This is a genomic window from Nocardiopsis flavescens (assembly GCF_900141985.1).
Taxonomy (GTDB): domain Bacteria; phylum Actinomycetota; class Actinomycetes; order Streptosporangiales; family Streptosporangiaceae; genus Nocardiopsis; species Nocardiopsis flavescens.
Map to the genome: position 1 here is coordinate 656,343 of NZ_FQZK01000001.1, position 13,080 is coordinate 669,422.

General features: G+C 75.8%; 11 protein-coding genes. 4 read left to right on the forward strand and 7 right to left on the reverse strand.

From position 1 onward, the window contains the following. The first annotated feature begins 117 nt into the window (after positions 1 to 117). Together BUE45_RS03030 and BUE45_RS03035 are read left to right on the forward strand one after the other, a co-directional pair. On the forward strand, positions 118 to 1,938 hold the full coding sequence (locus BUE45_RS03030; RefSeq protein ID WP_073374606.1) for a BCCT family transporter: 1,821 nt from the start codon (positions 118 to 120) through the stop codon (positions 1,936 to 1,938). A gap of 52 nt (positions 1,939 to 1,990) precedes the next feature. After that, on the forward strand, positions 1,991 to 2,221 hold the full coding sequence (locus tag BUE45_RS03035; RefSeq protein ID WP_073374608.1) for a hypothetical protein: 231 nt from the start codon (positions 1,991 to 1,993) through the stop codon (positions 2,219 to 2,221). Between the two features lie 196 nt (positions 2,222 to 2,417). Here the strand turns inward: BUE45_RS03035 and BUE45_RS03040 are convergent, their stop codons facing one another. After that, entirely contained in the window at positions 2,418 to 3,194 is a 777-nt protein-coding gene (locus BUE45_RS03040) for a tyrosine-protein phosphatase (protein WP_073374610.1), read from the reverse strand. Between the two features lie 188 nt (positions 3,195 to 3,382). Here BUE45_RS03040 and BUE45_RS03045 point away from each other — a divergent pair, with 188 nt between their 5' ends. After that, a complete protein-coding gene (locus BUE45_RS03045) occupies positions 3,383 to 4,783 on the forward strand; it encodes a dihydrolipoyl dehydrogenase family protein (RefSeq protein WP_073375365.1) in 1,401 nt (466 codons plus the stop codon). 170 nt (positions 4,784 to 4,953) lie between these two features. On the opposite strand, the gene BUE45_RS03050 is transcribed toward BUE45_RS03045, so the two are convergent. The 3 genes from BUE45_RS03050 to BUE45_RS03060 all read right to left on the reverse strand — a co-directional run bounded on the left by BUE45_RS03050 (position 4,954) and on the right by BUE45_RS03060 (position 7,343). Further along, complete coding sequence (locus tag BUE45_RS03050) at positions 4,954 to 5,493, reverse strand: NUDIX hydrolase (protein ID WP_245832737.1); 540 nt, start codon at positions 5,491 to 5,493, stop codon at positions 4,954 to 4,956. A gap of 81 nt (positions 5,494 to 5,574) precedes the next feature. Continuing rightward, positions 5,575 to 6,258 (reverse strand): hypothetical protein, encoded by a 684-nt coding sequence (locus BUE45_RS03055; protein ID WP_218619477.1) that lies wholly within the window; start codon positions 6,256 to 6,258, stop codon positions 5,575 to 5,577. 119 nt (positions 6,259 to 6,377) lie between these two features. Continuing rightward, entirely contained in the window at positions 6,378 to 7,343 is a 966-nt protein-coding gene (locus tag BUE45_RS03060; protein ID WP_073374613.1) for a glycoside hydrolase family 16 protein, read from the reverse strand. A 455-nt stretch (positions 7,344 to 7,798) separates the two neighbouring features. Between BUE45_RS03060 and BUE45_RS03065 the strand changes: the two genes are divergently transcribed. After that, positions 7,799 to 10,393, forward strand: coding sequence for a serine/threonine-protein kinase (locus BUE45_RS03065; protein ID WP_073374615.1), 2,595 nt, complete (start codon positions 7,799 to 7,801; stop codon positions 10,391 to 10,393). 106 nt (positions 10,394 to 10,499) lie between these two features. Here the strand turns inward: BUE45_RS03065 and BUE45_RS03070 are convergent, their stop codons facing one another. From BUE45_RS03070 to BUE45_RS03080, 3 genes are all read right to left on the reverse strand, one after another. Continuing rightward, positions 10,500 to 10,709 carry a hypothetical protein gene (locus tag BUE45_RS03070; RefSeq protein WP_073374617.1) on the reverse strand — a complete coding sequence of 70 codons (210 nt, stop codon included), beginning with the start codon at positions 10,707 to 10,709 and terminating at the stop codon, positions 10,500 to 10,502. Between the two features lie 303 nt (positions 10,710 to 11,012). Continuing rightward, on the reverse strand, positions 11,013 to 12,092 hold the full coding sequence (locus BUE45_RS03075) for an RNA ligase (ATP) (RefSeq protein WP_073374619.1): 1,080 nt from the start codon (positions 12,090 to 12,092) through the stop codon (positions 11,013 to 11,015). Positions 12,093 to 12,217: 125 nt separating this feature from the next. Continuing rightward, positions 12,218 to 13,075: an energy-coupling factor ABC transporter ATP-binding protein gene (locus tag BUE45_RS03080; protein ID WP_073374621.1), complete on the reverse strand. Its 858-nt coding sequence runs from the start codon at positions 13,073 to 13,075 to the stop codon at positions 12,218 to 12,220. Positions 13,076 to 13,080: the final 5 nt, after the last annotated feature.

Here is a 13,080-nt window from a genome sequence, read left to right on the forward strand (position 1 = left end):
TGAACCCTTTGTCGGAGGCCTCCCCCATATCCGGACTCGACAACTCCGAACAACACCCGGCCGGGGCGGGAGAGACATCCGGCTTCGACGCAGGCCCCGGTCAGAGGAGCCGCCCACATGCTGAACCGTTTGCACGACGTCCTGCGGTTGCGGACATCGCCGCCGATCTTCTTCGGCTCGGCCGGGGTGATCATCGCGTTCGTGCTCGTCACCATCGTCTTCACCGACCCGCTGGACGCCGCCGTCACCGTGGCCTCGGACTGGCTGTACACCAACCTGGGCTGGTTCTACATCCTCGGCCTCACGCTGTTCCTGGTCTTCCTGATCTGCATCGCCCTGGGCAGGTTCGGGCGGGTGAGGCTGGGCCCGGACGGCGAGGCCCCCGAGCACTCCGGTCCGGCCTGGTTCGCCATGCTGTTCGCCGCGGGCATCGGCAGCATCCTGATGTTCTGGGGCGTGGCCGAGCCCATCAGCCACTTCGGCGACCCGCCGCGGGGACCCTCCCTGGGCGTGGAACCGGAGAGCACCGGCGCCGCCGCGGACGCGATGAACTTCACCTTCTACCACTTCACCCTGCACACCTGGGCGATCTTCACCCTGCCGGCGCTGTGCTTCGCCTACTTCATCCACAAGCGGAACCTGCCCCCGCGGGTCAGCTCGATCTTCCAGCCGATCCTGGGCGAGCGGATCCACGGGCCGATCGGCAGGTTCATCGACATCGTCTCCATCGTCGGCACGGTGTTCGGCGTCGCGGTCTCCCTCGGCCTGGGCGCCCTACAGATCAACAGCGGGATCAACCGCGTCCTGGGCATCCCGGAGAGCGCCGTCTGGCAGCTGGTGATCATCGGCGTCGTGGGCGGGGTCGCGATGATCTCCGTCGCGCTGGGGCTGGACCGGGGCATCAAGGTGCTGTCCAACGTGAACATCTGGATGGCCGTGGCGATGCTGGTCTTCATCCTGCTCACGGGCTCCACCCTGTTCGTGCTCCGGGGCACGCTGGAGGCGCTCGGCAGCTACCTGATGAACCTGCCGGAGCTGGCCCTGTGGAACGACGCGTTCGCGGACAGCGGCTGGCAGGCCGACTGGACGGTGTTCTACTGGGCCTGGACGATCAGCTGGTCGCCGTTCGTGGGGATCTTCATCTCCCGCATCTCCAAGGGCCGCACCATCCGCGAGTTCGTGTTCGGGGTGCTCCTCGTCCCGGCCGGCTTCTCCGTGCTGTGGTTCGGCGTCTTCGGGCTCTCCGCCTTCGACATCGAGCTCAACCGCGGGGGCGGGCTGGTCGAGAGCGTGGTGGAGCAGGAGGACATACCCGGGGCGCTGTTCGCGTTCCTGGAGTACTACCCCGCCAGCACGTTCGTCTCGGTGATCGCCATCGTCCTGGTGGTGGTCTTCTTCATCACCTCGGTGGACTCCGCGGCGCTGGTGACCGACACGATGGCCAACGGGCACGAGGACTTCAACCCGCTGGGGCAGCGGATCTTCTGGGCCGTGGCGATCGCCGTGGTGACCGCGACCCTGCTGGTGTTCTCCGGGTCCGGGGGGCTGGAGGCGCTGGAGAAGATCATCGTCCTGGTCGGCCTGCCGTTCTTCGTGATGGGGTACTTCCAGATGTACGCCGTGTACCGGGCCCTGCGGGAGGACGCCGGGGAGCTGCCGCCGATGCGGACGCGCACGTGGAAGAAGGTCCTGCCCCCGGAGGAGTACGAGCGCCGCCAGGACGAGGACGAGCACGACACCTCGGAGGTCGTCGTCGAGCCCGAGGCCGTGGACGAACCCCCCGTGCTGCGCGACCCCTACGTCGACCGCGAGCGGGTGACCGGGCCGCCCGGCACGCTGTCGGCGCGGACGGGTTCGGCCAAGCGCTCCGGCCGGCGGTCCAAGGGGTCGGACCCCTCGCCGCGGCCCGAGCCGCGGGACCGGGAGGACACCGAGTAGGGGACGGGCCGCGGGCCCACGCGCCCGCACGCGCCCGCCCGGAGGTGGACGCGTGCGGGCGGTTCCGGCGACGGCGGCCACCGCCCGCTCGCGACCGGCGCGCGGGCGGCGTCCCCGGGCCCGGTCCTCCTTCGGGGAGCGGCGGCTCAGGGACGTACGCGTCATCGGCTTCCGGTCGGGGGCGCGGACGTGGGAGCTTGCCGTGGTCACCATCGACGTCCCGGTGGTCACCGCCGCCCTGCGGGAGGCCGAGTCCTGGTCCGGGCCCACCCCTCCGGAGTAGTTCCGGCCCGGGCCCTGCCGGAGCCCTCCTGCCCTGGAGGCCCGTCCCGGCGTGCGAGGCACCGTGCGGCGACGCCCGGCGCCCGAGACGGGCCCCCGGGGCTCCGGCCGAGGGCCGGGTGCTCCGGTCGGGGCCTGGCGGGGCCTGGCCGCGGGCACGGGTGCACCGGGGCCCGGGGAGGCGGCGGCCCGGCAGGTCAGGGCAGGAGCCGGGAGCGGATCCGGGCGAGGTCGGCCTCCGGAACCCCCGCCTCCAGGAGGTAGGCCCGTGCGTCGAGGCCGTGGAGCACGTCCAGGACGGCGCCGCGCGGGGTGAGGCCCCGTCCGGCCATCAGGGCCTCGGCGGCCGGCCCCTGGTCGGGCCGCCCCAGGGCGGCGAACAGGGGTCCGAGTGCGGCCGTGGAGAGCGCGTAGTCGTCGGCGATCGCCTCGGGTTCGACCCCGGCCAGGGCGAGCAGCAGCAGACCGACCAGCCCGGTGCGGTCGCGCCCGGCGCCGCAGTGGAACAGGACGCCGCCGGGCCCGGACCGGGCCAGGGCGGTGAGGACCGCGGCGCACCGCTCGGCCTTGCGGTCCAGGAACGGCCGGAAGTAGAGCGGGGTCCCGTTGAGGCCCCTGCGGTCGAGGTCCTGCCGGAAGGCGGTGTCCCCCACGTCGTCCAGGGGCACCTCCAGGCGCGTCATCCCCGGCGGGTGCGGTGTCCCGCCCTCCTCCGGGGGGAAGGCGGCGGCCCCTCCCCGGGCCGTGGGCCCCTCTCCCTCGACCGGCCGGATCTCGTGGGGGTTGCGCAGGTCGACGACGGTGCGCACGCCCGCGTCGTGGGCCGCGCGCCACCCCCGGGCGGTGACGAAGCGCAGGTCGGCGGACCTGATGAAGGCCCCGGTCCGGGTGGTGCCGCCGCCGCGGACGGGGAGGCCGCCGAGGTCGCGGGCGTTGAAGAACCCGTCCCAGGCCACCTGTCGGCTCTCGCTCATGGATCACAGGGATACCGTCCCGCCGCGGGGAAAGGAAAGTCCTTCGGTCAGATTCCGGACGAATCACCGGGCGGGGGCGCGCTGTGACCGCCCCCGACCGGGGGCGGAGCGCACGGGGCGGCCCCGCTCGCCGCGGCACGGCGGTTCCCGGGCGCCGACGGGGCGCATGGGGGACGATGATGGGCTTCATGAACGCTACGGACGTCCAAGAGACCGAATTCGACGCGGTGGTGATCGGTGCGGGGCCCGGCGGAGAGGTGGCCGCCGGGAAACTCGCCGACGCCGGACTGAGCGTCGCGATCGTGGAGGTCGACAAGGTCGGCGGCGAGTGCTCCTACTACGCCTGCATCCCCTCCAAGGCGCTGCTGCGCCCGGGCGAGCTGCTCATCGAGGCGCGCCGTATCCCGGGCGCCGCCGAGGCGGTGACCGGCACGGTCGACGTGGACGCGGTGCTGCGCCGCCGCGACGACCTGGTGGCGCGCGGCGAGGACGGCGCGCTGCACGACGACGGGCAGCTGCCGTGGCTGGAGGAGCGGGGCATCGTGCTGTTCCGCGGCCGGGGGCGCCTGGTCGGCGAGCGGCGGGTCGCGGTGGGGGGCACGGAGCTGCGGGCCCGGCGCGCCGTGGTCCTGGCCGGGGGCACCCGGGCGGCGCTGCCGCCGATCGACGGGCTGGCCGACGCCCGGCCGTGGACCAACCGGGAGGCGACGACCGCCCGGGAGGTCCCGGAGTCGCTGATCGTGGTCGGCGGCGGGGTGGTGGGCGCGGAGATGAGCCAGGCCTACCGGTCGCTGGGCGCGGCGGTGACCCTGGTGACCGGCGACCGGGGGCTGCTGCCCCGGGAGGAGGACTTCGTCGGCGAGCAGGTGGGCGAGGCCCTGGAGGAGCAGGGCGTGGACATCCGACGCGGCCCCCGGGCCTCGGCCGTGCGCCGGGGCGGCGACCGGGTGACCGTGACCCTGGGCGACGGCACGGAGCTGCACGCCGACGAGGTGCTGGTCGCGGCCGGCCGCACCCCGCAGACCGCGGAGCTGGGGCTGGCGGAGGTCGGCGTCGGGACCGACGGGTTCGTCGGGGTCGACGAGCGGATGCGGGTGCCCGCGCTGGACTGGCTCTACGTGATCGGGGACCTCAACGGGCGGGCCCTGTTCACGCACATGGCCAAGTACCAGGCGGCGATCGCCGCCGCCGACATCCTGGGCTCGGACATCTCGGTCGACCACCTGGGGGACGGCGGCGGCGCGCCGCGGGTGATCTTCACCGAACCGCAGGTGGCCTCGGTCGGGCACACCGCGCGCAGCGCCCGGGACGCGGGGCTGGAGGTGCGCACGGTGGACGTGCCCACGGACGGGAACGCGGGCGGCGCGTTCACCGGCGCCGACCGCGGCACCGCACGGTTCGTCGTGGACGAGGGGCGCGGCGTACTGGTCGGTGTGACCATCACCGGGACGGGGGTCGCCGAGATGCTCCAGGCGGCGACGATCGCCGTCGTCGGGGAGGTGCCGGTGCGCAGGCTCCGGCACGCGGTCCCGGCGTTCCCCACCCGGAGTGAGATCTGGCTCCAGCTGTTCGACGCGCTGGGCGTCTGACCCGGTCCGGTGCCCCGGCCCGGCGGCCGGGGCGCCGCCCGCCCCTTTCCACCTCCTGTTCCCGCGGTCCGTTCCCTGCCGTGCCCGGTGCCCGAAGGGCGCCCCCTCCCACGGGCGGGCCGCCGCCCGGTGGTCGGCCCCTCACGTGCCGGCCACCGGCACGGTCCGGGTCACCGGCCCGAGGGGGCCGGTGGTCGGCGCCCGCCGGCGTGCGCGTCGGGCACCGCCGGCACCGGGAAGGCGGCGGCCGTGCCGTACAGGGAGAACGGCACTCCCGCCAGCGTGTGCTCCAGCGCCCGGGCGCAGTACCCGACCATGTCCCGCGGTGGCCGCCCGACCGGCCACCAGCCGATCTCGGCGTGCTTGTGCGGCTCGTTGTTGACGGGGGTCCCCGACCAGTTCCGGCACGAGAAGAAGAAGTTGACCCAGTCCTGTCCCCCCTCCCCGCTGTGCAGGACGTGCGCGAACTCCAGGTCCACCGGGTCCACCCCCACCCCCAGCTCCTCCCCGCTCTCGCGCACGGTCGCGGACACCACGTCCTCCCCCGGGTCGACCTTGCCGGCCACGCCCGCGTGCCAGCTGCCCGCGGCGTAGGCGGCCCCGGGCCCCCGCCGGGTCAGCAGGACCCGGTCCTCCCGCAGCAGGAAGACGTGTACGGCGACCCTGGTGGAGGCCACGGGCGCCTTTTTCTCGAACATCTGTTCAGCCATGGTTCCATCCTGGCGCATCGGCGGGGGTCGCGGGCGTTGTCCACAGGCCCCTGTGCGACAAGGCCCTTGCGACGTCGCGTGTCACAGCCGCCAGGAGTCGCAGTACCGGACGTGCAGGACCGGGGCCCCCGCACCGGAGGCCGACGCCGCGGGTCCCGCCGCCGGCTCCACGCAGTAGTGCCCGGCCAGCGGGTACCGCAGCGGGTAGGAGGGCCCCTCGTCCAGGAGCCCGCGCAGCGCGGACCCGCTCTCGCGGAACGCGGCGCCGCTGCCCGCCACCACCAGCGTGCGGGCGGCGGTGCCGTACCGCAGGTGGTCGCGGTACTCCCGGTGCCCGCGCCTGCGGTGGTCGACCTCCCGCGGCTCGGGGAGCGCGTCCGCGGGCAGGACCGCCGTGTGGGGCCGCCCGGCGTCGAGCCGCGCGCGCAGCCGCTTCCACGCGGAGGCCGGTAGGCCCGGAGTACGGTGGACCAGCACCAGGTCCAGGCCGGGCGGGTCCTCCTCCCCGGGCTCCCGGGGAAGGCCCTCGGGCGGTGCGGCGGCGCGCAGCGGCAGGTGCACGATCGACCGGGGCGAGCGGGCGGCCGGCGCCCAGAGCCCGACGAGGCGTTCGGCCCCCGCGTGGTCGGCGTACATCGAGAACCCGTGGCGGGAGCCGTGCAGGGCGAGGCGTCCCGGGCCCGGCGCCATCCGCAGGACCCGGGCGCCGCCGCCGGGCCGCTCCCGGTGCACCGTCACCGGGACCCGCATCCGCTCGCGCCGCACCGCTCCGCCGCCTCCCCGTCCGATCCCCGGGGCGTGTCCCCACCCCCGAGCCTGCACCCGGTCGGGTCCGCGGGCAAGCGGGATCGGCCCGGCGGACGGGGCCGCCCGCCGGGCGCGGGTCAGACCGCCGGGACGGTGTCCGTGAAGCCGGTACCCGCCTCGCGCAGCGCGCCGACCTCGGCCGCCACCTGTTCGGGGGTGAGAACCTCGTCCTTGACGTGCAGGACCCAGTCGACGTCCTGGTGGTAGGCGCGGTACTCCCCCGCCCCGGTGAGGCCGTCGGCGATGAACCACTGGTTGACGTTCACCGACATCGGTGTCTCCGGGTAGTACGGCTCCCCGTGCCGGGCCACCTCCCGGCCGTCGATGAAGTAGGCGACCTCGCCGCCGGAGATCGTCATCACCAGGTCGTGCCAGCCCTCGAAGCTGCGGACCACCACGTCGTGGGTGTTCACCGCCTCCCAGGGGTCGGGGCGGTAGGTCTCCCAGGTGGTGAGGTACATCGACAGCGCGTCCCCGCCCCAGCCGCCGTTGGGCAGGTACTCGAAGTCCGCCTCGCCGTAGTCCGGGTCCATCGGGTGGTCCAGGGGCGTGATCGTGAAGAAGGTCTGCACGACGTGGTCGCCGTCGGGCCCGGTGACCGGGGAGTCGGTGAACCGGACGCGGGCCGCGTACGTGCCCTCGTGGTACTTGCGCGCGTGGTACACCTCGGTCTGCTCGGTGGCCGACCCGTCGGTGGAGGACTCCAGGCGCATCACCGGTTCGCCGTCCGCGTCCGGGAAGGTGACGTTGGAGGGGTCCCAGACCGCGCCGGGGACACCCGGGCCGCCACCGCCGGAGCGGACGGTCCACCCGTGCGCGGACAGGCCGGGGTCGTCGTGGGCGGTGTAGTGGAAGTCGTCGAAGAGCAGCGCCCTCGGGGAGTCCGAGGCCGCGAGGGCGGCGGGGGCGGCGGGGGCGTCGTGGTCCGCGGTCAGCGCCGTCGCGGCCCCGGCGACGAGGGCGAGTCCGGCGGCCGGGACGGCCACGCGGAGCAGGGTCTTGGTGCCCGGGCCGGTCGCGGCCCGGTGCGTGCGTGCTGGCATGGGGGTCTCCTCACAGCGGGTAGAGGTCGGGGGGAGGCGCCGGCCGGAGGGCGGGGCACGGGCCGCGGGCGGGGTCACCCCTTCACCGTCCCGGGACCGGGCCGGCGGCGCCACGGCCCCGAAGGACCGGGAGGACCGGCGGCACGGGGGGCATGGACGGGGAGGACCCCGGCGGCGCCGCCGGGGTGCGGTCCCCCAGGTGCTGCGGGGGGCCTGTGCCGTCCCCGTTCCGCCGGGCCGTGCACCGTCGCCGGGCCCCGTGTCCCGCGGTCCGTCGCCATGGCCCTCCCCGAAGAATCGATGCCGGGGAGAGCATGCCGCCTCTCCGCCCGCGGGACAAGGGGAGCGGGCGGGTTCCGGGCCCGGGGGCGGTGCGGGCGGGTCCGGGGCGTCCGCTACGCTTCCCTGCGGTACTCCGGCCCCCGCGGCTCCCCTCCCCCGGAAACGATCCCCTGATGGAACCCCTGCACCCCGGCGACCCCCGCGCGTTCGGGCGCTACCGCACCCTGCGCCGTATCGGCGCGGGCGGCATGGGCGTCGTCTTCCTCGCCGTCACCGACGGGGACGGGGCGGACCTGGCCGCGGTGAAGTCCATCCGCCCCGAATACGCGTCCGACGCGGAGTTCCGCGCCCGGTTCGCGGGCGAGGCGGCCCTGGCCCGCCGGGTGCGCGGCCCCTACACCGCCCGTGTCCTGGACGCCGACACCGAGGGCCCCACGCCGTGGCTGGCCACCGAGTACATCGCGGGCCCCTCCCTCCAGGACGCGGTGCGCGAGAGCGGCCCCTTCCCCGAGGAGTCCCTGCGGGTGCTGGCCGCCGGGCTCGCCGAGGCACTGGCGGCCATCCACGCCGTCGACCTGGTCCACCGCGACCTCAAGCCCTCCAACGTCCTGCTGTCCCCGCGCGGACCCCAGGTCATCGACTTCGGCATCGCCCGCGCGGCCGACGCCACCGCCCTCACCCGCACCGGCCAGTCCCTGGGCACCCCCGCGTACATGTCGCCGGAGCAGGCCACCGGGCGCGGGCTGGGGCCCCGCAGCGACCTGTTCTCCTTCGGCGGCGTGCTGGTGTTCGCGGCCACCGGGCGGCCGCCGTTCGGCACCGGCGACCCCGCCGCCCTGCTCTACCGGGTCGTCAACGAACCCGTGGACCTGGACGGGGTGCCCGCGCCCCTGCTCCCCCTGGTGCGCGCGTGCCTGGCCAAGGACCCGCGGGAGCGGCCCTCCCTGGACGGGGTGGCCGCCGACCTGGCCGGCACGGACCTGCCGGGGGCGGGGGCCCGGGACGCCACGGTGTGGCTGCCGCCGCGGGTCGCCGACGAGGTCGCGCGCACCGTGGTGGCCGCGACGCGGCTGAACCCGACGGCGGTCCTGCCGGCGGACTCCGCCGACGCACTGGGGCGGGCTCCGGACGGTCCGCGCGAGGGCGGCACCGGGGTGCGGGGCGGGCGGGCCGCCCCAGAACCCGGTACCGCGGGCGGTGCCGCCCAGGCGCCGCAGACGGCCCCGGACGGAGGCGGTGCACGGGCGGCGGACGGCCCCGGGCCCCGGGACGGGGCCGCGGAGGAACCGGAGGCGGTGTTCCCCTCCCGCGGCGGAGGGGGTGCGGAGGAGCCCGCCGGGGAACCGGAGGCGGCATCCGCCCGCGGCGCGGAGCGGGACGCGGCCGGGGCCGCACAGGCGGGGTCCCCCGCCGCCGGACCGGTGTCCGGGAACACGGCGCCCGGCGCCGGCGTCCCCGAGACCCCCGCGGTGGAGCGGACCGGGGACCCGGCGCGCGCGGACGGAGCGGAAGGAGCGGCCCCGGCCGAGCGCCCGCGACAGAACGTGCCCGGCGCCGGCGGGCACAGCCGGGCGGGGGCCGCGCCGCGCCGTTCCGGGCTCCTGTCGACCCCCGGCCGCCGCCGGGGCGCCCTCGCCGCCGCGGCCCTGGCCGTGGGCCTGGCCACCGCGCAGTACGTCGTGAACGGGACCGGGGATGCGGCCCCGCAGGGCCCGGTCGCCGAGGAGGACCCCGCCCCGGTGCCGGGCGGACCGACCGTGGCGGCCGGGGCGCGGGTCGTCGACACCTCCCCCATGGCCCCCTCCTCCAGGTTCGCGGCCCTGTCCGACGCCGGGCTGCACCTGTTCGAGAGCGACCGGCAGGACCGGGTCCGGGAACTGACCCTCCAAGACGAGAGGCGGGACTTCCGCGACTCCGAACTCGCGGCCACCCCGGAGGGCACCGTCCTGGCGGCCCAGGCCCCGGAGGCGGCCGGCGACGGCGTGTCCGTGGTCCACGTGTGGGACGTGGCCGGGGACGAGCGCTACGCGGTCGCCCTCCCCGACGGGTCGGGCGACGACGGGCACATCGCGCTCTCGGCCGACGGCGGGACCCTGTTCGCCGCCACCGGCGGCGGGGAGGTGAGCGCCTACCGGGTGAGCACCGGCGCCCGGCTGTACACCTCCACCGTTCCCGCGAGCGGCGGGGACCGGCCCGAGGTACTGGACCTGGCGGTCACCCGGGAGACGGAGGAGCTGCTGGTCGTCACCCTGGACACGGGCCTGATGGTGTGGGACGCCGCCACCGGGGAGGCGGCCTCGCCCCGCACCGGGTTCCGGGAGGCGCCCGAGGAGCTCCTCGGCCCGGCCTCGGTGTCCCACACCGGCGAGGCCGGCGCCCTCGTCGCCGTGGCCGCCGCCGGCTCGGTGCTGCTGTGGCGCCTGGAATCCGACGGGCCCCCGAGGGAGTTCCGCCCCCGGCCGACACCCGACGACGGGTCGGACGCGGTGATCGGGGACGTGTCCTTCTCGCACTACGGGGACGGCGTCGTCGTCGCGGGGACGGACTCCGAAAGGGACCGGGGGTTCCTCATGGTGTGGGACTGGGCCCAGGAGAGCGTGCTGGCCCGGGAGTGGTCGGCCCGGGAGTTCGTGTCGGTCGACGGGACCGGCGGCAACGGCCGGCTGCTCGTCTCCTTCCGCCCGGTCGCCGCGGGGGAACCGTACGGCCTGGCCCTGCTGGAGGCGGACCTGACCACGGTGCAGGAATACCGCGTCGTCTACGGCTGAGCGGACGGGCGGGGGCCGGAGAAGGCGGTCGCGCCCGGCCCCGAGGGACCGGACGCGACCTGGTCGGAGCCGTCCCGGGCGCAGCGCACCGGGAGGGCCCCGTACGTCAGTTGACGTCGTTGTAGTTCGCGATGCACTGGCTGAGCAGGTTCAGGTCCAGGTTGATGAGACCCAGCGCGTTCTGCTCGTCGATGCAGGCCTGGTAGGACGAGCCGCCCGCCGGGGCGGCCGGGGCGGCGCCGGCCACCCCCGCACCCGCGCCGATCAGACCGGCGGCGAACAGACCCGTGATGGCGAACTTGACAGCGGTACGCATATTCTCCCCGTTCCTCTGTTGCTCCGACGCTTCGTCACAGCGCCCACCTGGGAGAATAACCTTTTGATCACGGATTGAAACTCTCCGCCACCAGGTGTGGCGTGCGGATATGACTTTCCGTCATCGTTTCCGGTCCCTCCGCCGCGGGTCGGCACGGCGACCGGGCGGGCCGGGATCCGCTGCGCACACGGGCGTCCGGGACATTTCGGGCCCCCGGGGCGGGGCCGGGCGCGCCCCGCGGCGGACCGGCCGGAAAAGAGGCGTGGGCCGCCGCGTGTCGTGGACACCCGGCGGCCCGGCGGGTCACTCGTACTCGGTGCCGCCCTTGCGGGTGAGGTAGGCGTCCGAGACGAACTTGGCGATGGCGCGCCCGCCCAGGACGGCGGAGTACCGCTCCCGGGCCGGGCGCACGACCACGCCCTCGCGCAGGTGCGCGGCGCGCCCGCTCCACGTCTCCTCGCCCTGCGCCGCCCCGAACAGCGCGGCCTCGTCGTAGGGGCCGCTGTACAGCTCGGGCGCGGCGGGCAGCCCGACCTCCGCGAGCACGCCCGCCAGGTCCGCGGCGTCGATCCAGGCCAGGGCGCCGCCGACGTCCAGGCGGATGTCGAACACGGCGTACCCGGGGCGCTCGCTGCGCCCCTGCTCGCCGTAGCCCAGGTCCTGCACGCCGGTGCCGAACACCTCGCCGAACACGCCCACCCGGTCCGCGCCGAACCTCGCGGCGAGGCGGCGGGCGGCCTCGGGGACGCCGTGGACCGCCACCGAGCGCCAGTACAGGTTGTCCTCGGCGCGGGCCAGCGCCAGGTTGCGCGACCCGTGCCCCTTGGAGGAGACGAACTCCTCGCCGGTCGCGGCGACCAGCGTGTACAGGCAGGCGGTGCCGTGGATCTTCTCCGTGGCCACGACGGGCTCCCCGGGGGTGAAGGCGTCCGGGTAGCGCTTGGCGTTCTCCACCTCGATCCACCGGATCAGGTCCGGGGCGGCGACGACCTCGCCGCCCATGTGCACCGGGACCTCGGGGACCCACTTGGTGATGCCCAGCTCCGCGGCGTAGTCCGCGTCCGCGCCGTGGTCCGCCTCCAGGTCGCGTCCGGCCAGCGCGCGCGGGCGGCAGACGATGCCCTGGGAGACCTCGCCGCGCAGCCGGATGGCCTTGACCCGGTTGCGCCTGGACCCCGCGAGCCTGCCGGTGAGCCCGAGTTCCTCGATGAGGGCGTCGGGCAGCAGGGCGTTCTCGGGGATGTAGACGGCCCAGTCACCGGTGCGGTAGGCGCCCTTGGCGACGACGGCGCGGAACAGGCCGACCTGGGCCAGTTCGAGCGCGTCGGCGTCGGGGTGGGGGTGGACGGTGAGCCGCTCCGCGGTGACCCGGAGGGTGGACATGGGCTTCCTCTCCTGTGGAGGGGGCGGGGTGCGCCGGGGGCAGGGGGCGGGATGACCCGGCCACTATGTCCGAATCTCCGAAGGAACGCCAAGGCCTTTTCGGCCCCGGCCGGCCCGCGTCCGCCTCAGCGCGGGTGGAGCCGGTCCAGGTCCCGGGGCGAGGAGGGGTCGGGGGCGTCGGCGGGCAGCAGCCCGCCCGCGCGCAGCACCCGGCCCACGGCGGGGCCCCAGGCGGGCCGCAGCCGGGCGCGGGACAGCAGGGCGGTGTCGGCGAGCACCTCCCGCACCGGGCCCGAGGCCAGGACCGTCCGGTCGAGCACCAGCGCGCGGTCGGCCCAGCCGTGGACCAGGTCCAGGTCGTGGGTGGACACGACCAGTGCGGTGCCCCGGTCCCGCAGGCCGTCCAGGGTCGCGACCAGCCCGGCCACCCCCGCCGGGTCCAGTCCCGCCGTGGGCTCGTCCAGGAGCAGGACGCCGGGCAGCAGCGCCATCGCCCCGGCCAGGACCACGCGCTTGCGCTGGCCGTAGGACAGCAGGTGGGTGGGGCGGTCGGCCAGGGAGGTGACACCGAGCGCGTCCAGCGCCCACTCCACCCGCTCCCGGACCTGCGCGGCGGGCAGGCCCAGGTTGAGCGGTCCGAAGGACACGTCCTGGCCGACGGTGGCCGAGAACAGCTGGTCGTCGGGGTCCTGGTAGACCATCTGCACCCGGCGGCGCAGCAGGTCGCGGCCCTGGCGCCCGGCGGGCGGCCGGGCGCCGTCCAGCAGCACCTCTCCCCGGTCCGGCACCAGCCCGCCGGAGAGCAGCCGTAGCAGGGTGGTCTTGCCGCCGCCGTTGGGGCCCAGTACGGCGAGCAGGCCGCCGGGGCCGACCGCGAGGTCCGCGCCGGCCACCGCGGGTCCGCCGCCGTCGTCGTACGCGTAGTGCAGGCCGCGGCCCTCCAGGACGGGCGGGGCGGCGGGGCCGGGGGCACGTGGGGGCACGGGCG